The sequence below is a fragment of the Pseudomonas sp. BF-R-30 genome (assembly GCF_019956175.1).
Classification (GTDB): domain Bacteria; phylum Pseudomonadota; class Gammaproteobacteria; order Pseudomonadales; family Pseudomonadaceae; genus Aquipseudomonas; species Aquipseudomonas jessenii.
Window position 1 is genome coordinate 19,328 of record NZ_JAHBDE010000018.1, and the last position, 18,362, is coordinate 37,689.

At 59.5% G+C, this 18,362-nt stretch carries 16 protein-coding genes; 8 read left to right on the top strand and 8 right to left on the bottom strand.

All coding sequences use genetic code 11. From position 1 onward, the window contains the following. Positions 1 to 46 precede the first annotated feature (46 nt). Positions 47 to 1,234 carry a pyridoxal phosphate-dependent aminotransferase gene (locus tag KGB20_RS11445; RefSeq protein ID WP_150814053.1) on the bottom strand — a complete coding sequence of 396 codons (1,188 nt, stop codon included), beginning with the start codon at positions 1,232 to 1,234 and terminating at the stop codon, positions 47 to 49. A 415-nt stretch (positions 1,235 to 1,649) separates the two neighbouring features. Here KGB20_RS11445 and KGB20_RS11450 point away from each other — a divergent pair, with 415 nt between their 5' ends. Further along, on the top strand, positions 1,650 to 2,009 hold the full coding sequence (locus tag KGB20_RS11450) for a DUF6124 family protein (protein ID WP_150814054.1): 360 nt from the start codon (positions 1,650 to 1,652) through the stop codon (positions 2,007 to 2,009). Positions 2,010 to 2,140: 131 nt separating this feature from the next. Here the strand turns inward: KGB20_RS11450 and KGB20_RS11455 are convergent, their stop codons facing one another. Both KGB20_RS11455 and KGB20_RS11460 read right to left on the bottom strand, forming a co-directional pair. Then, positions 2,141 to 3,277 (bottom strand): glycerate kinase, encoded by a 1,137-nt coding sequence (locus KGB20_RS11455; protein WP_150814055.1) that lies wholly within the window; start codon positions 3,275 to 3,277, stop codon positions 2,141 to 2,143. 241 nt (positions 3,278 to 3,518) lie between these two features. Beyond that, the gene (locus KGB20_RS11460) at positions 3,519 to 4,640 is read right to left on the bottom strand and encodes a sugar diacid recognition domain-containing protein (RefSeq protein WP_057714675.1); all 1,122 of its coding nucleotides are present in this window, start codon (positions 4,638 to 4,640) and stop codon (positions 3,519 to 3,521) included. Positions 4,641 to 4,810: 170 nt separating this feature from the next. Here KGB20_RS11460 and KGB20_RS11465 point away from each other — a divergent pair, with 170 nt between their 5' ends. The 3 genes from KGB20_RS11465 (at position 4,811) to rarD (ending at position 8,420) form a co-directional block, all read left to right on the top strand. Then, positions 4,811 to 6,121 carry an MFS transporter gene (locus tag KGB20_RS11465; RefSeq protein ID WP_150814056.1) on the top strand — a complete coding sequence of 437 codons (1,311 nt, stop codon included), beginning with the start codon at positions 4,811 to 4,813 and terminating at the stop codon, positions 6,119 to 6,121. Between the two features lie 195 nt (positions 6,122 to 6,316). After that, the gene (locus KGB20_RS11475) at positions 6,317 to 7,327 is read left to right on the top strand and encodes an aldo/keto reductase (protein ID WP_154947673.1); all 1,011 of its coding nucleotides are present in this window, start codon (positions 6,317 to 6,319) and stop codon (positions 7,325 to 7,327) included. A gap of 211 nt (positions 7,328 to 7,538) precedes the next feature. Then, positions 7,539 to 8,420 (top strand): EamA family transporter RarD, encoded by an 882-nt coding sequence (gene rarD, locus KGB20_RS11480; protein ID WP_150814059.1) that lies wholly within the window; start codon positions 7,539 to 7,541, stop codon positions 8,418 to 8,420. Between the two features lie 126 nt (positions 8,421 to 8,546). On the opposite strand, the gene hppD is transcribed toward rarD, so the two are convergent. Continuing rightward, positions 8,547 to 9,623, bottom strand: coding sequence for a 4-hydroxyphenylpyruvate dioxygenase (gene hppD, locus KGB20_RS11485; RefSeq protein WP_057714671.1), 1,077 nt, complete (start codon positions 9,621 to 9,623; stop codon positions 8,547 to 8,549). 251 nt (positions 9,624 to 9,874) lie between these two features. Further along, on the bottom strand, positions 9,875 to 10,819 hold the full coding sequence (locus KGB20_RS11490; protein WP_154947674.1) for a DMT family transporter: 945 nt from the start codon (positions 10,817 to 10,819) through the stop codon (positions 9,875 to 9,877). Between the two features lie 77 nt (positions 10,820 to 10,896). On the opposite strand from KGB20_RS11490, the gene KGB20_RS11495 reads away from it, so the two are divergent. The 3 genes from KGB20_RS11495 to KGB20_RS11505 all read left to right on the top strand — a co-directional run bounded on the left by KGB20_RS11495 (position 10,897) and on the right by KGB20_RS11505 (position 14,014). Further along, positions 10,897 to 11,769, top strand: coding sequence for a LysR family transcriptional regulator (locus KGB20_RS11495; protein ID WP_154859832.1), 873 nt, complete (start codon positions 10,897 to 10,899; stop codon positions 11,767 to 11,769). A 112-nt stretch (positions 11,770 to 11,881) separates the two neighbouring features. Further along, a complete protein-coding gene (locus KGB20_RS11500) occupies positions 11,882 to 13,414 on the top strand; it encodes an EAL domain-containing protein (protein WP_154947675.1) in 1,533 nt (510 codons plus the stop codon). A 234-nt stretch (positions 13,415 to 13,648) separates the two neighbouring features. Continuing rightward, positions 13,649 to 14,014: a histone-like nucleoid-structuring protein, MvaT/MvaU family gene (locus KGB20_RS11505; protein ID WP_008051761.1), complete on the top strand. Its 366-nt coding sequence runs from the start codon at positions 13,649 to 13,651 to the stop codon at positions 14,012 to 14,014. Between the two features lie 162 nt (positions 14,015 to 14,176). Here KGB20_RS11505 and KGB20_RS11510 read toward each other — a convergent pair whose 3' ends face one another. Continuing rightward, positions 14,177 to 14,695: a DUF4946 domain-containing protein gene (locus KGB20_RS11510; protein WP_150814066.1), complete on the bottom strand. Its 519-nt coding sequence runs from the start codon at positions 14,693 to 14,695 to the stop codon at positions 14,177 to 14,179. 144 nt (positions 14,696 to 14,839) lie between these two features. On the opposite strand from KGB20_RS11510, the gene gloA reads away from it, so the two are divergent. Beyond that, the gene (gene gloA, locus KGB20_RS11515; protein ID WP_154947676.1) at positions 14,840 to 15,361 is read left to right on the top strand and encodes a lactoylglutathione lyase; all 522 of its coding nucleotides are present in this window, start codon (positions 14,840 to 14,842) and stop codon (positions 15,359 to 15,361) included. Positions 15,362 to 15,990: 629 nt separating this feature from the next. Here the strand turns inward: gloA and ahpF are convergent. Together ahpF and ahpC are read right to left on the bottom strand one after the other, a co-directional pair. Continuing rightward, positions 15,991 to 17,553: an alkyl hydroperoxide reductase subunit F gene (ahpF, locus tag KGB20_RS11520; protein ID WP_154947257.1), complete on the bottom strand. Its 1,563-nt coding sequence runs from the start codon at positions 17,551 to 17,553 to the stop codon at positions 15,991 to 15,993. Positions 17,554 to 17,693: 140 nt separating this feature from the next. Beyond that, entirely contained in the window at positions 17,694 to 18,257 is a 564-nt protein-coding gene (gene ahpC, locus KGB20_RS11525; RefSeq protein WP_007975937.1) for an alkyl hydroperoxide reductase subunit C, read from the bottom strand. Between the last annotated feature and the right edge of the window lie 105 nt (positions 18,258 to 18,362).

The window sequence follows — 18,362 nt, forward strand, 5'->3', positions numbered from 1 at the left end:
CAGGGTTCAAAACGGTGAAGAAGAGCTCAAGACCGCGACGAAAAAATCAGGCCCGCCGCCCTTCAAGCATATTCGTCACACACATCACGATACGTCGGCAGGCGTCCGCCAGCTTCGGCCGGTCCACCACCAGACCGATGCGAATGTGCCCCGCCGCACTCGGCCCGAAGGCTTCGCCGGCCAGCACCGACACGCCATAACCGTCCAGCAGCCGCTCGGCAAAATGCTGGGCGGACAACCCGGTCTGGCGCACGTCGACCATCACGAACATGCCGCCATCGGGGCGAATTGCCTGGATGCCAGGGCACAGATTCAAACTGGCGCACACCAGGTCGCGACGCTGGCGATATTCCTCGCGCATCTGCGCCACGTGCGGCAGGTTTTCATCCAGCGCCAATTGCGCGGCGTTCTGGATGAAATCCGGAATGCCGAACAGCATGCACAACGACAGATTCACCAAATGTTCACACAGGGAGTGCGGCCCGATCACCCAACCCACCCGCCAGCCACTCATGGCGTGGGATTTCGACAGGCTATTGATCGTCGCCGTGCGTTCGGCCATGCCCGGCAAACTCGCGGGGCTGATGTGCTCGCCCTCGAACAGCAACTCGCTGTACACCTCGTCGCTGATCAACCACAGGTCATGGCGAATGCACAATGCGGCCAGCGCTTTCCAGGCCGTCAGCGGCAGGCTGGCGCCGGAGGGGTTGTTCGGGCTGTTGAGCAACATCGCGCGGGTGTTCGGCGTGATCAGTGCCGCGACATCGGCCGGATCGACCCGAAAGCCGTTCTGCGAGCGCACCGGCACCGGCACCACTTTCGCCCCGCAGGCACCGAACACACCTTCGTAGGTCACGTACATCGGCTCGGCGACGAGCACTTCGTCCCCCGGGTCGAGCAGGCATTGCGCAACCGAATACACCGCGCACTGCGCCCCGGGGAATACGATCACGTGCTGCGCATCCACGGCCTGGCCGCTGCGCCGGCGATGATGGCGGGCGATGCTGTCGCGCAAGCCTTGGCTGCCGCGCACCGCCGGGTAGTGCGTGTCGCCGGCCAGCAAACTGCCAATCGCGGCCTGGACGATGGGTTGTGGGGTGTCGAAATCCGGGTCGCCGATCGATAGCAGCAAGACATCGACACCCTGCTCGCGCAGCGCCAGCGCTCGATCGTGAATCTGCCAGGCCGCCGCTCCGTCACCGGCGATTCGTTGGGTCAAGGCTGAGTAGCGCATGGCGTTCTCCTGTCGCGCGTATTCCTGGCCACAACCCTATCTCAAATCGCGCAACACGGCACCTCGCGAGCGCGTGTTTAATGGTGTTTAAGGTTACTTCATGAAAGCCACAGGACCTTGCGCCGTTGCCTACGCTTGCGCCAGAATCCGCCGGCTTGTGCGCCTGGGGGGCCATCGGTAACTTGATTCGTGTCACTGCTCATCAGTGATCGGGTTTAGTCGCCCGGTGGTTTTCTAGTGAAGTGCACAAGCTCTGTCAGTCAGGCATTCCCATGCTTGCACTTGATGGTAGCTGTGCGCAGGGCGCCTTCGGACGCGCCGGTTTGCTAGATCCCCGGTCGACTAACCTGCCTACAGCTGCCTCCCCTTTCGCTCAGTCGCAAGAGGGGTGGCACTCCACAATAGGATCTAGCTTATGTTCAAAGTCACACCCAACCCGCCGGACACCGATTCGGTTTCCCCGTACGAACCCGATTCAAAAAAGCTCAACGAAGCCGCCGAACGCGCCCTCGCCTTTCACTTCCCCTCGATCGCCGATATCAAAGCCACGCCGCGTACTCCCGGCACACTGTTCACCGTGAACCCAGAAGCCACGACCGAAACCCTGATGGTTTACCTGGTGGAAACGCTGGCCTCAGTCGACGTGATGGTTCACCAGTTGGTGGATCATCTGGACGGCGGATCGCGTAATGCGCTGCTGGGGATTTCCAACAGCGTGATGCTGGCGGAGATCGCGGCGAACCGGGTGCTGGATCAGATTGATCCGCCTGAATAGTCCGCCAACACTCAAAAAACCTGTGGGAGCGAGCTTGCTCGCGATAGCGGTATGTCAGTCAGCATTGATGTCGCTGACACACCGTCATCGCGAGCAAGCTCGCTCCCACAGGGATTGGGGTGTTCGAAAGGTCAGCGACTGGCCAGCCGCCAAACCCGCGCCACATCGGTCACCCGCTCACGCAACAAGCGCGGTGCTTCGGCACAAGCCTGCTCCAGGGTCATCGGCCCGCTTGCCAGGGCAAACGCGGCGTCGATACCGTGCTCGTACAGTGCCTGATAGCCCTCGCCCAACGTGCCAGCGATGACAATGACCGGCACGCCGTGTTCCCGGGCGACCCGCGCCACGCCAAACGGCGTCTTGCCGCGCAGGGTTTGCGCATCGAAACGCCCTTCACCGGTGATCACCAGATCGGCGCCTGCAACGGCGTCGGCCAGCCCCACCAGTTCGGCAACCACCTCGACCCCGGCCGTAAATTGCGCACCGAGGAACGCCTTGGCGGCAAACCCCAGGCCGCCCGCCGCGCCACTGCCCGGCTCGTCGCGCACGTCGTTGTTCAAGGCTCGCGCGCAGTGGTCGGCAAAGTGCCCCAGGGCGCGGTCCAGTTGCTCGACCTGCACGGGCGAGGCGCCTTTTTGCGGGCCGAAAATCGCCGAGGCACCGTGGGGTCCGCACAGCGGGTTGTTGACGTCGGCGGCGATGTCGAAGCGCACCTGGGCCAGGCGCGGATCAATCTCGCTCAGGTCGACGCGGGCCAATTGCCCAAGGGCGAGGCCGCCCGGTGATAGGGTCTGCCCCTGGGCGTCGAGCAATTTCACGCCCAAGGCCTGCATGGCACCGGCGCCGCCGTCGTTGGTCGCACTGCCGCCAATCGCCAGGATCACCCGTTGCGCTCCGGCATCCAGCGCGGCGCGGATCAGTTGCCCGGTACCGAAGGTGCTGCTGATGCACGCATCCCGTTGAGCCACCGGGACCAACTGCAAACCGCTGGCTTCGGCCATTTCGATGATTGCGGTGTGGCTCTGGGGCAACCAGCCCCAAGCGGCTTCCACGGTGGCCCCCAGCGGCCCGCGAACCAGGGTGCGGCGCTGCTGGCCTTCGCACGCGGCCAGGATCGACTCGACAGTCCCTTCCCCGCCGTCGGCCATCGGGCATTTGATCAGTTGGGCATCAGGCCAGACCTGCGCCAATCCCAATGCAATGGCATCGGCCACGCCTTGGGCGCTGAGGCTGTCCTTGAACGAATCGGGGGCGATCACGATTTTCATGGGAATTCTCCAGTTCCAATGCCCACATGCTGCCAGCCGCCATGAACAATAACGCCGGGCCGCTGCACAAGCGGTGTTGAGGATTATTGTTCATTTCCACAAAACCCGAGCGTTCACACCATCCCTTGTAGGAGCGAGCCTGCTCGCGATGGAGGGTAACGATGACGCGGGAAATCAGACTTACCGTGGCGTCCTCTGGTTTTTCGCGAGCAAGCTCGCTCCTACAGGGGGATTTTGTCGCTCACGAAATTGAGTCTGACTCGGGCAGCAGTTGCACGCCCAGATACAACGCGAGCATGCCATCGAGACGCAGTGGATCAACTCCGCTGAGTTCGGCAATCCGCTCCATGCGATACCGCAGGCTGTTGCGATGAATGCCCAGTGCATCGGCGCAGGCCTGGCTCTGGCCGTCGTGTTCGCACCAGCTGCGCAGGGTGGCCAGCAACTGGCCGTTGCTGTCTTTGGCAATGACCTTGCGCAGCGGATTGAGCAATTCGTCGAGGGCGTCGTCGTTGCGGTGGCGCCAGAGCATCACCGGCAGCCGATAGCGGTTGAGCGTCAGCAATCGGGAGCGCGGCAGCACTTCGCGCCCGTAGGCCAGCAAGTCACCGACCCGGCGATAGCAGCGACGCAATCCGGAAAGTCCATCGGCCTGCCCACCCACGGCAATGCGCAGGATGTTCCAGCCCAGGCCGTCGAGTTTGTCCAGCAAGCGCTCGTTCTCGACCGTCTGGCTCGCCGGCCGGCACCAGAGCAACGAGGTTTTGGCCGAGCTCACGCACCAACTGTCCGGATGACGGCTCGTCAACCAGGCACTCAGTGCCTCGACGGTTTGTCCTGGTGCGTGCTCCAGGCCCAGTTCGAACAAGTACGGCACTCGAGTCATTTGTGGTTTGAGGCCCAACTGCTGCGCTTCATCGACCAGTCGTGGAGAATCCCCGGCTTCGCTCAGCAGCAGCGCCAGCAAGTCATCGCAGCGCTGGCGCCGCCATTGCTGTTCGGCCTGCTGATTGCGCTGGCCCACCAGCATTTCGGCGGTCATGCGCACCAGTTCGGCGTAGGTGCGCAGTTGCTCGGGTTCGCCGGTGATGCCCAGTACGCCGATCAGGCGCTGATCGAGCATCAATGGCAGGTTGATCCCCGGTTGAACGCCCTTGAGATGAATCGCCGTCTGCGCATCGATCTCCACCACCCGGCCATTGGCCAATACCAGTTGCGCGCCTTCATGCCGGGTGTTGACCCGCTCCGGTTCGCCGCTGCCCAGGATCAAGCCCTGGCTGTCCATGACGTTGACGTTGTACGGCAGGATAGCCATCGCCCGGTCGACGATGTCCTGGGCCAGGTCGTGATCGAGTTCGAACATGCGAGTGATCCTTGAAGACAGTGATGGAACGGGTTGTTCACCCGCACAGGCCTTGGTTGCAAACCCTGTGCTCAGGCACAAAGACAGCCACCCTGAGGGTGGTCGAGACTCTCTGGGCGATCAACGTTACCCTTTGCATCGCAAAAAATCATAATAAAGAGAGAGCCGCCATGACACAGAGCGCCGTAGCGTCCGACGCCATCGCTGACGATAAAAACGCCGTCTACAAGCGCATCACCCTGCGTTTGATCCCCTTCATTTTCATCTGCTACCTGTTCAACTACCTCGACCGGGTAAACGTTGGATTTGCCAAACTGCAAATGCTCGACGCGCTGAAGTTCAGCGAAACCGTGTACGGCCTCGGCGCCGGCATCTTCTTTATCGGTTACGTGCTGTGCGGCGTACCAAGCAACCTGGCCCTGACCAAATTCGGCCCGCGGCGCTGGATTGCGCTGATGATGATTGCCTGGGGCACCCTGTCGACCTGCCTGCTGTTCGTCACCACACCGACCGAGTTCTATACCCTGCGCCTGTTCACCGGCGCGGCCGAAGCCGGGTTCTTCCCGGGCGTGGTGCTGTACCTCTCGCAGTGGTTCCCGACCTTCCGCCGTGGCCGCATCATGGCCTTGTTCATGTCCGCGATCCCGGTATCCGGCCTGCTCGGCAGCCCGTTCTCCGGGTGGATTCTCAACCACTTCGCCGCTGGCCAGGGCGGTCTCGCCGGCTGGCAGTGGATGTTCCTGCTGCAAGGCATTCCCACCGTCATCCTCGGTGCGCTGGCGTACTTCCTGCTCAGCGACAGCTACGCCAATGCAAAGTGGCTGACTCCGTTTGAGCGTTCGGTGCTGGAAGCCGACCACGCCGAAGATCTGGCGAACAAGCCGAAAACCACGACCGATTCGCTGCTGGCGGTGTTCAAGAACCCGGCGATCTGGGCTTTCGGTTTGATTTATTTCTGCATCCAGAGTGGCGTCTATGCGATCAACTTCTGGCTGCCGTCGATCATCAAGAACCTGGGCTTCAGCGATAACCTGGTGATCGGCTGGCTGAGTGCGATTCCGTATTTGCTCGCCGCCGTATTCATGCTAATGGTTGGCCGTTCAGCCGACCTGCGCAAAGAACGCCGCTGGCATTTGGTGGTGCCAATGCTGATGGGGGCACTGGGGCTGCTGATCGCGGTGAACTTCGCCGCCAACCCGGCTATCGCGATTCTTGGTCTGACCATCGCCACCATGGGTGCCCTTACCGGCCTGCCAATGTTCTGGCCGGTGCCGACCGCCCTGCTCAGTGCCGGCGCTGCTGCCGGTGGCCTGGCGCTGATCAACTCGATGGGGCAGATGGCCGGTTTCCTCAGCCCGTACCTGGTGGGTTGGGTCAAGGACAGCACCGGCTCGACCGATGCGGCGCTGTACCTGCTGGCGGGTGTGATTGTCTGCGGCAGTTTGCTGGCGTTGCGCATGACCCGAACCCTGCGCACCTGATCAACACAAATCCCCTGTGGGAGCGGGCTTGCTCGCGAATGCGGTGTATCAGACGACATATATGTTGACTGGCACTGCGCCTTCGCGAGCAAGCCCGCTCCCACATTTGATCTGGTGCGTTCGATATTTCTGTTTGATCCATGCGACTGTTCTGGTATCTGATTGAGCCTTTCCCACTGGTAAAAGGATTTGCTCATGAGCTACCGCACGCTGGGTCATTCGGGTCTGCAGGTGTCCACCCTGACCCTGGGCACCATGATGTTCGGCGAACAGACCAGCACCGAAGATTCCCTGCGGATCATCGACAAGGCCTGGGACCAGGGCATCAATTTCATCGACACCGCCGACGTCTACACCAACGGCCGTTCCGAGGAAATCGTCGGCGAGGCCATCGCCAGCCGCCGCCATGAATGGGTGCTGGCCACCAAGGTCGGCTTCGGTCCCGTGGACGGCGTTCCCAACCGCAGCGGTCTGAGCCGCAAGCACCTGTTCAATGGCATCGATGCCAGCCTGACGCGCCTGGGCACCGACTACCTCGACATCTATTACCTGCACCGCGAAGACCACAATACGCCGCTGGAAGTCACGGTATCGGCCATCGGTGACTTGATCCGCCAAGGGAAAATCCGTTACTGGGGCCTGTCCAACTACCGTGGCTGGCGCATCGCCGAAGTCATTCGCGTCGCCGACAAGCTTGGCGTTGACCGGCCGGTGATCAGCCAGCCGCTGTACAACATCGTCAACCGTCAGGCAGAAACCGAGCAGATCACGGCGGCGCAAAGCTACGGGCTTGGCGTGGTGCCCTACAGCCCGCTGGCGCGCGGCGTGCTCAGCGGCAAATACGCGCCGGATGTGAAACCTGATGCCAACAGCCGTGCCGGACGCCAGGACAAACGCATCCTGGAAACCGAATGGCGCGTCGAATCCCTGCGCATCGCCCAGCAAATCCAGCAATACACTCAGGAACGCGGCGTCGGCATCGTCGAGTTCGCGATTGCCTGGGTGCTGAACAACAGCGCCGTCACCTCAGCCATTGTCGGGCCGCGCACGCAAGAGCAATGGGACGCCTACACTAAGGCGCAGGCGGTGACGATCACGGCCGAGGATGAGGCGTTCATCGATTCGCTGGTGACACCGGGGCATGCGTCGACTCCTGGGTTCAATGATGTGAGCCATTTTGTCTCCGGCCGCAGACCGCTTAACTGAAGAAACATAAACCACTGTAGGAGCGAGCTTGCTCGCGATGGTGGTCAACGATAACGCGGGGAGCCTGCCTGCCCGCGGTGTCTGGTCGTTCATCGCGAGCAGGCTCGCTCCTACAAGGGGATGTTGGAAATATTGATCATCCGGACAATATTCAGCACAAAAACCACGTATCCTCCGCCCCCCGTTTCACCTTCAACCTCGCGAGGACAGCTTGTCTAAAGGTATCGCTCTATCGGTTTCAGCCTCGGTGCTGTTTGCCGTCATGTACTACTACACATCGCTGCTCAGCCCCTTGAGCGGCGTGGAAATCTTCGGTTGGCGCATGCTGCTGACCGTGCCGTGCATGACCGTGTTCATGGTGGTGTCCGGGGAGTGGAAGCGCGTGCTGGAGATCGTTCGGCGCGCCATGGCCAATCCAAAACTGATGGGCGCGCTGATTGCCTCCTCTGCCCTGCTCGGCGTGCAATTGTGGCTGTTCATGTGGGCACCGTTGAACGGCTACAGCCTCGACGTATCACTCGGTTATTTCCTGCTGCCGCTGACCATGGTCTTGACCGGTCGCCTGGCCTACGGCGAGCGTCTGTCCTATCTGCAAAAAGTCGCGGTGGTGTTCGCCTGCCTGGGGGTGGTCAACGAGGTGTATCAGGTCGGTGGTTTTTCCTGGGCGACCTTGCTGGTCTGCGTGGGTTATCCGGCCTACTTCGTCCTGCGCAAACGACTGGCGGCGGACAACCTCGGTGGCTTGTGGCTGGACATGGCATTGACGCTGCCGGTGGCGATCTGGTTCGTCCAGAGCGGCGCGCAAGGTTTTGGTGTGTTTGAACAGCATCCATGGTTATCGCTGTTGATCCCGATGCTCGGCGTGATCAGCGCATCGGCCCTGGTGGTCTACATCATTGCCAGCCGCCTGCTGCCATTCAGCCTGTTCGGCTTGTTGAGCTATGTCGAACCGGTGTTGCTGCTGGGCGTGGCGTTGCTGCTGGGAGAAAGCATCAAGGCCGGGGAATGGTTGACCTACATCCCGATCTGGATGGCCGTGCTGGTGCTGGTGTTTGAAGGGTTCAAGCATCTGGTCCGGCAGCGCAGACCTTAAGCACACGCAAAACAAAATGTGGGAGCGGGCTTGCTCGCGAATGCGGTGTGTCAGTCACTATTCAAGTAGCCTGATACGACGCCTTCGCGAGCAAGCCCGCTCCCACAGTTTTATCGGTGTAACGGCTTAGTCGGTGGAGAGAACACCACGACGCACCTGGTCACGCTCGATGGATTCGAACAGCGCCTTGAAGTTGCCTTCGCCGAAACCGTCGTCGCCCTTGCGCTGGATGAACTCGAAGAACACCGGCCCCATCAGGGTTTCCGAGAAGATCTGCAGCAGCAGACGCTTGTCGCCCGACTCGGACGAACCGTCCAGCAAAATGCCCCGCGCCTGCAGTTGGTCCACCGGCTCGCCGTGGTTCGGCAAACGGCCTTCGAGCATTTCGTAGTAGGTCTCCGGCGGCGCGGTCATGAAGCGCATGCCGATGCTTTTCAGGTGGTCCCAGGTCTTGATCAGGTCATCGGACAGGAACGCAACGTGCTGGATGCCCTCGCCATTGAACTGCATCAGGAACTCTTCGATCTGCCCGGCGCCCTTGGACGACTCTTCGTTCAGCGGGATGCGGATCATGCCATCGGGTGCGGTCATGGCCTTGGAGGTCAGGCCGGTGTATTCGCCCTTGATGTCGAAGTAGCGGATTTCGCGGAAGTTGAACAGCTTCTCGTAGAAGTTGGCCCAGTAGGCCATGCGACCGCGATACACGTTGTGGGTCAGGTGATCGATGATCTTCAGGCCGGCACCGACCGGATGGCGGTCGACACCTTCGATGAACACGAAGTCGATGTCATAGATCGAGCTGCCTTCGCCGAAACGATCGATCAGGTACAGCGGTGCGCCGCCGATGCCTTTGATCGCCGGCAGGTTCAGTTCCATCGGGCCGGTTTCGATGTGGATCGGCTGGGCGCCGAGTTCCAGGGCACGCTTGTAGGCTTTTTGCGAATCCTTGACACGAAACGCCATGCCGCACACCGACGGACCGTGCTCGGCCGCGAAATACGAAGCCACGCTGTGGGGTTCGTTGTTGAGGATCAGGTTGATCGCGCCCTGGCGATACAGGTGCACGTCCTTGGAACGGTGGGTCGCCACCTTGGTGAAGCCCATGATCTCGAAGATCGGCTCCAGGGTGTTCGGGGTCGGCGATGCGAGCTCGATGAATTCAAAGCCCATCAGGCCCATTGGGTTTTCGTATAAATCTGCCATGGTCGGCGCCTCATCATTTTTTTATCAATTAACAAAGGTTAGTTGTAAGCAATGCTGAGACCGGTGGGTGGCGCACAGGAGATGCCTCGCACACTGCGGGCGAGAAAGTCACCGTAGATCAGTTGAAACCCGAATATCTTCATTTTCGACCCAAGGCTCTTGCGGGCGAGGCTTCTGCTGCCAGAAGACGATTATTATTGTATGCGTAACCCGATTCTACACAGCGTAAATCAGTTTGTCCGCCTTCTGTATCAAATCCCCTTTTTCCATGCCCGCGCAAGGGGTTTGTTGCAGAGGAAAATCCCCGCCAGTATCAGCCCGCCACCCAGGCACATGGCCAGCGTCAGCGGCTCATCCAGCAGCAGCGCGCCAAGGATCACCGCCGTCAACGGGTTCAAGGCAATGAACACCCCGGAACGGGTCGCACCGATTTTGCGAATGCCGTCGTAGTAGCCGATGTACGCCAGCGCCGACCCCAGCACGCCCAGGTACAAAAGGCTCAACCATTGCTCCGTACCCAACTGGGCGATCGCGGCGACACTCACCTTGCCGCGCACGATGCAGGTCATCCAGAGCATGACGGTGCCCAGCAGGATCGAATAGGTCACCGTTTGCACCGGGCCCAGGGTGTGATTCAGCTCTTTGGAGAACAGCGAGTAGACACCCCAGCCGAGGACACAGCCGAAAATCAGCAAATCGCCGAGCCAGACATCGGCGCCGCCGGCCAGTAGTTGCGGGTCGCGACTGACGATCACCATGCTCGCGCCCGCCACGCAGATCGCAATGCCGACGACTTTCGCCCGATTCAAACGCTCCTTGAACAGCAGCCAGGAAGCCAGGCCGATCACCGCCGGATTCAGCGCCACGATCAAGGATGCCCGCGAAGCGTTGATGTAATGCAGGCCATAAAAGAAGCACAGGTTGTAAAAAAATATCCCGAAAAAGCCAAGCAATGACAATTGCAGCCATTGCCGGGGGCTGGGCCGGACCAGCGGTGTCCGTGCCATGCGTATAAACAGCAGCAACGCCACGCTGGCCAGCAGAAACCGCACGCTTGCAGCCAGTAGTGGGCTGAGGCTGCCGGCCAGATAGCGTCCGGCAACGAAGGTGCCACCCCACACCATGGTGACCGCCGCCAGTTTCAGATACACCGGAAGATCCGATGGTTTTGACAGGCTTTGCTCGCAGATCGTCATAGATTCCAGGACCGGATGTCGGAGAGATGCCGTATCATTCGGTTAATACCCAGTCATCGTAAAATGAGCAAACACTCATGACCCTCACTCAACTGGAGATTTTCTCCCTCGTGGCCGAACTCCACGGCTTCACGGCAGCGGCCAATCGCTTGGGTATTTCCCAATCGGCCGTGTCCCATGCCTTGAAGTCCCTGGAGTTGGAGTTGGGTGTCGAACTGCTGCGCCGGCATCAATCTCAGGTCGAACTGAGCGACATTGGCCAGCAGTTGTTGCTGCGCGCCCGGGCGATGCTCGGCCTGGCCAACACCCTGCGCCAGGAAGCGGCCGATGCCAGGGGCATGAAACGCGGCACGCTGCGAATCGGCTCCTTCGGCCCGACTTCATCGATCAAATTGCTGCCGTTGATTCTGCAGCAGTACCGCGCCGCCCATCCCGGCATCGAAGTGCATATCGACGAAGGCCCCGACCGTCAGGTACTCCAGTGGCTGGAGGAACGGCGGATCGACATAGGCTTTGTGGTGTTGCCCGAGGAGCGTTTCGACACGGTCGCGCTGATCGAAGACCAGATGGTCGCGCTGCTGCCCTCCGACCACCCGCTGGCGGTTCACGACAGCCTGAGCCTGAAGGATCTGTGCGACTTCCCGTTCGTGCTGACCGAGGCCGGCTCTTCGGAGCTGGTTTCACGTCTGTTCACAGTGGCCCGACTGACGCCCAATATCCGTTATCGCTGCTCGCAGTTGATCAGCACCCTGGATGTCGTCGCTCGTGGCGACGGGGTGACGGTGGTTGCCGAAGGTTCATTGCCTAATCAGATTGACCGCCGCTGCGTGAAAAAACCGCTGTCGCCGGCGGTGTTGCGCCAGGTCGGCCTGGCGGTGCTCGATCGACGCCAGGCATCACCCGCGACACTGGCCTTTATCAAGCTGGCCGAAAGCCTTGACTTGCGTTGAGCGGCATAACCGCCAACGGCCAACTATCATGGCCCATACCCGAACTCTTCATGGGAGGCGTTTTGCCCCGCCATCAATAGAGAGCCTTACATCTTCGTGACAGGACTCGCGAATGCCGCTGAAAGCCAAAAACCGCAGTCGCAGCACAAGAATTGCCGTCACTCTCATCAGTGGCTTGCTCCCGGTGCTGCTGGGGGCCGCCATTCTTTACATGCAAGCCGGGCGTGCGCTCAAACAAGACGCCGAACAAACCGCCGAAGAAGCGATTCGTCAGTTCGATCTGATGCTCGACAACAACGCCCAGGCCGCTCGTGAATTGCTGCCGCTGGCAGGCCAGAGTTGCGGTGAAGTCACACTGGCGCTGCGCGAGCAGGTCACTCGCCGCCCCTTCGTGCGTTCAACCAATCTGGTGTGGGACAACAACCTCTATTGCAGCTCTCTGTTCGGCGACTACCAGGAGAAGGTCAACCCCGGTGACTACACCCAGGGCGCCTTATGGCTCTTGAGCGGCAATCCGGTAACGCCCAACACCGCCGTGCTGGTGTACCGGCTGAGCGAAGGAAAAAAAGGCGCACTGTCGACCCTCGATGGTTATCACTTGATTAATACCCTGCGCCTGATCGGTCGCAATACCTTGCTGGTGCTGCAAGTTGGCCCGGACTGGATATCCGCCGATGGCAAGGTTCATACCGGCACTGCGCCTGACCTGCCCGTTGCGCAAAGTCACTTGACCTCCGGGCGCTATGCTTTTGCCGTGGAAGCCGGTTTTCCCAAAGGCGAAATCTGGCGATACATACGCAGCGAATATCCGCCGCTGCTCAGTCTGCTGATTTTCTTCGGTGTGATTGCCGGGGCTATAGGTCACGTGCTGCAAAAGCGCTCCTCGGCACCTACCCAGGAAATGCAGCGAGCACTGGAAGCTTCAGAGTTCATTCCGTATTTCCAGCCCGTGGTGCATGGCGACAGCAAAAGCTGGTCCGGCGCTGAAGTGCTGATGCGCTGGCAACATCCGAAGGAAGGCCTGGTGCGTCCGGATCTGTTCATTCCGTTTGCAGAGCACTCCGGGCTGATCGTGCCGATGACCCGCTCGCTGATGCGACAAACCGCCGCCCTGCTCGCACCGCAATCGGCCAGCTTCAACAGGCCGTTTCACATTGGCATCAACATCACCGCCAGCCATTGCCAGGACCTGGAACTGGTCAAGGATTGCCGCGAGTTTCTCGATGCGTTCGAGCCAGGCTCGATCCATCTGGTACTGGAACTGACCGAACGTGAATTGATCGAGCCCACGGCCATCACCCTGCAACTGTTCGAACGACTTCGCGAACTGGGCGTGAAAATCGCCATCGACGACTTCGGCACCGGCCACTCAAGCCTTGGCTACCTGCGGCAGTTCAATGTCGATTTTCTGAAAATCGACCAGAGTTTTGTCGCCACGATCGGCGTCGACACACTGTCGAGCCACATCCTCGACAGCATCATCGAACTGGCGGTCAAACTCGACCTTGCCCTGGTGGCCGAAGGTGTCGAAACCCGCGAACAGAGTGATTACCTGAGCGGACACCAGGTCAACTTCCTGCAAGGTTATCTGTTCGGAAAACCCATGCCCGGCACGGAATTCATTAGTGCATTAAGCGACCATTAACTCGCGAATTCAATCGCCAAAACAAACGATTACACGCACCAATTTGAATCAAAACACTACTGACGTTACATGAAGAAAAAGACAGGATTTACTCTTGGCCAATTAACTACTACAATTTTTCATGCCTGCGCTAAATTGGCAGGTGAGCCACTATCACCGAGTCGCTTCAAGGCTCTTGGCTTATAGCTTTGTTTGCGGTTGGCATCAACCAAACACACTATTGGAGTAAAGATATTGTCCAGACTCGCTGAATTTCGTGCAGCCGAAAAGGCCCTTCAAGAACAGCTCAAGCAGTTGGAATCCCTGAAGAACGATGCCGGGCTCAAGAAAGAAATCGAATTCGAAGAGAAGCTCCAGGGCTTGATGAAAACCTATGGCAAGAGCCTGCGCGACATCATCGCCATTCTCGATCCCAACCCGGCAAAATCCGGTCTGCTGCAGGCAGCCGCCCCTAAAACCCGCCGCGCCCGTGTGGTCAAGGTTTATCAGAACCCGCACACCGGCGAGCTGATTGAAACCAAGGGCGGCAACCACCGCGGCCTGAAAGCCTGGAAAGAACAGTACGGTGCAGCCACCGTTGATTCCTGGTTGCGCGGCTAACTCTCGCGGCGACAAAAAAGCCCTGCTTATGCAGGGCTTTTTCATGGGCTATCTAAATTCCCGGGGCCGACACCCGACAATTACTAACTGCCATCAACTTTGTGCTTAATCCATTTGGATATCTAAAATATTTTTCATGCATCGAAAAAGCACTGGCGCTTACTAAAGTTTCAAGCTGTTACGGGCAGCGTCTATTTCATCCTGGCTCGCCTTATAAGCCTCGGCCTGCCCTGCGTAGGAAAGAACATAGGCCTTATCGGCATCCACCGCGGCCACCAATGTTTGAGAAAGCACATGCCTGCCGTTTTGCGTGATGGTGCAGGTTGTTTCCAGCGCGGCCAATCGACTCAACGTAGTCGAATGAATGCGCGTGCAGACACTTTGATATCCGCCCTGAAAGAAGTCTTTTTGAACCGACTTGCGCATCTCCAGCAGTACGCCTTCGAGGTTTACCTGGTGATCGCTTTGCACCGGGCTCATGGTCAGTTCCATCACCATGAGCGGCGATCCATCCTGATCATTTTTCACCGCCCGCTGGCGACTGACCCCCGACGCCGATTCAGGCACGTCTTCGACCTGCCAGCCTTGCGGCCAGGTCACCACTGGCGCATCGGCGCGAGCAGCGCCAGCCAGCGAAAGCACGCTTAGCAGGATGAACAGCACGTTACGGAGTCGAATCATTGCAATGGGCACTCAAGGTTCAAGCCGTAAAGTCTGGGCCCAGGCCGGCTGTCAGGCAATAGCCGACTGTTTGGGTTTGGTGATGTCCGAACCCTTGCGTATCATTGTCGCCATTCGTTAGCCCACATATTTTCCGGAGGGCCCATGAGCCTGCACGAATTGAACACCTTCCCCGGCGTCACCGCCCAACCGGACGCCGCTACACAGAAATTTGTCTTCAACCACACCATGCTGCGGGTCAAGGACATCACCAAGTCCCTGGATTTCTACACACGCATCCTGGGTTTTACCCTGGTGGAAAAACGCGATTTCCCGGAAGCCGAGTTCAGCCTGTATTTCCTGGCGCTGGTGGACAAGAACCAGATTCCGGCCGACGTCGCCGCGCGCACCGAGTGGATGAAATCGATCCCTGGCATCCTGGAGCTGACCCACAACCACGGCACCGAAAACGATGCGGATTTCGCCTACCACAATGGCAACACCGACCCGCGCGGTTTTGGCCACATCTGCATCTCGGTGCCGGACATCGTCGCCGCCTGCGAGCGCTTTGAAGCACTGGGCTGCGATTTCCAGAAACGCTTGAGCGATGGCCGCATGAAGAGCCTGGCGTTCATCAAGGATCCGGACGCCTATTGGGTCGAGATCATTCAGCCAGCACCGCTGTAACCCTCACAACAAATCCCACATTTGGAATATGTGAAACACAAAACCCCATGATCAATCATGGGGTTTTGTGTTTTCAGAGCCGGCGCCGATACCCCTTGTAGGAGCGAGCCTGCTCGCGATAAACCCGAGAACGCCCCGGGGCACCTGCCAACCAGCGTTATCGTTGACGACCATCGCGAGCGAGCTCGCTCCTACAGGGTTGTGTATTTGCAGCGCCGGCGCCGATACCCCTTGTAGGAGCGAGCCTGCTCGCGATAAACCCGAGAACGCCGCGGGGTACCTGCCAACCAGCGTTATCGTTGACGACCATCGCGAGCGAGCTCGCTCCTACAGGGTTGTGTATTTGCAGCGCCGGCGCCGATACCCCTTGTAGGAGCGAGCCTGCTCGCGATAAACCCGAGAACGCCCCGGGGCACCTGCCAACCAGCGTTATCGTTGACGACCATCGCGAGCGAGCTCGCTCCTACAGGGTTGTGTATTTGCAGCGCCGGCGCCGATACCCCTTGTAGGAGCGAGCCTGCTCGCGATAAACCCGAGAACGCCGCGGGGTACCTGCCAACCAGCGTTATCGTTGACGACCATCGCGAGCGAGCTCGCTCCTACAAGGTTTTTTGTTTTCAGCGTCCGATTTATGCCGGAGCCGAGGTCCGGATCAAGTGATCGAAAGCGCTCAGGGAAGCCTTGGCACCCTCGCCCACTGCAATCACGATCTGCTTGTACGGCACCGTGGTCACGTCACCGGCAGCGAACACACCCGGCACCGACGCTTCACCGCGAGCGTCGACGATGATCTCGCCACGGGGCGACAATTCGATGGTGCCTTTGAGCCAATCGGTGTTGGGCAACAGACCGATCTGCACAAAGATCCCTTCCAGTTCCACGCTGCGCAATTCGTCGCTCTGACGATCCTTGTAGCGCAGGCCGTTGACCTTCTGGCCGTCACCGGTGACCTCAGTGGTTTGCGCACTGGTGATCACGGTGACGTTCGGCAGGCTGTGCAACTTGCGCTGCAATACCGCATCGGCACGCAACTGCACATCGAACTCCAGCAGCGTGACATGGGACACGATACCGGCCAGGTCGATGGCCGCTTCGACGCCGGAGTTGCCGCCGCCAATCACCGCCACGCGCTTACCCTTGAACAGCGGGCCGTCGCAATGCGGGCAGTACGCCACGCCCTTGTTGCGGTATTGCTGCTCACCGGGAACGTTCATTTCTCGCCACCGCGCACCGGTCGCCAGAATCACCGTCCTGGCCTGCAACGATGCGCCGCTGGCGAAGTGAATCTGGTGCAGCTCGCCATTCTTGCCGGGTACCAGTTTGTCGGCACGCTGCAGGTTCATGATGTCCACGTCGTACTGCTTGACGTGTTCTTCAAGGGCCACGGCCAGCTTCGGGCCTTCGGTTTCCTGCACCGAGATAAAGTTCTCAATGGCCATGGTGTCCAGCACCTGCCCACCAAAACGTTCGGCCGCGACACCGGTGCGAATGCCTTTACGGGCCGCGTAGATTGCCGCCGAAGCACCGGCCGGGCCACCGCCGACCACCAGCACGTCAAAGGCTTCTTTGGCGCTGATCTTCTCGGCCTGGCGTTCGATGCCGCTGGTGTCGATCTTGGCGAGGATTTCTTCCAGGCCCATGCGGCCCTGGCCGAAGTTCACACCGTTAAGGTAGATGCTGGGGACCGCCATGATCTGGCGCTCATCGACTTCAGCCTGGAACAGCGCGCCGTCGATGGCGACGTGGCGAATGTTCGGGTTCAGTACCGCCATCAGGTTCAGCGCCTGGACCACGTCCGGGCAGTTCTGGCAGGACAGCGAGAAGTAAGTCTCGAAGTTGAACTCGCCTTTGAGCGAGCGGATCTGTTCGATCACTTCGACACTGGCCTTCGAAGGGTGGCCGCCGACTTGCAGCAAGGCCAGCACCAGCGAAGTGAATTCGTGGCCCATCGGAATGCCGGCGAAACGCAGGCTGATATCGGCACCCGGGCGATTGATCGAGAACGATGGCTTGCGTGCATCGTCACCGTTGTCGAGCAAAGTGATCTGGCTGGAAAGACTGGCAACGTCTTTCAGCAATTCAAGCATTTCCTGGGATTTCGCACCGTCGTCGAGGGAGGCAACGATCTCGATCGGCTGGGTGACCCGTTCCAGGTACGATTTCAACTGGGCTTTAAGATTGGCGTCCAACATACGGGCGATTTCCTTTTGACTGATTCATTTAGAGCAGGCATAAAAAAACGCCCGAGCGAATCTCGCCCGGGCGTTTTTAATTGGGCGGTGCAGCTTACCGAGTAGGTGCGGAGTTCCGCCCTGATGGTGCGATCACAGACTTAGATCTTGCCGACCAGGTCCAGGGACGGCGCCAGAGTGGCCTCGCCCTCTTTCCACTTGGCCGGGCAAACCTGACCTGGGTGAGCAGCGACGTACTGGGCAGCCTTGATCTTGCGCAGCAGCTCGGAAGCGTCACGGCCTACACCGCCGTCGTTGAGTTCAACGATCTTGATCTGGCCTTCAGGGTTGATCACGAAGGTGCCACGGTCAGCCAGGCCTGCTTCTTCGATCAGTACGTCGAAGTTGCGGGAGATCGCGTGGGTCGGATCGCCGATCATGGTGTACTGGATCTTGCCGATGGCTGGCGAAGTGTTGTGCCAGGCAGCGTGGGCGAAATGAGTGTCGGTGGAAACGCTGTAGATCTCGACGCCCAGTTTCTGGAACGCATCGTAGTTGTCAGCCAGGTCTTCCAGCTCGGTCGGGCAGACGAAGGTGAAGTCGGCCGGGTAGAAGAACACCACAGACCACTTGCCTTTCAGGTCTGCGTCCGAGACTTTTACGAAGTCGCCATTTTTGAATGCGTCAGCTTTGAACGGTTTAACTTGGCTGTTGATGATAGGCATCGTTGACTCTCCGTCAGGGGGTTAAGAAGTTGATGGAAAGAACTTTACCCACTCGACGAACGGAAGGCTCATTGGCAAACCTGATGCTGCTGATTGGCTTTCGCT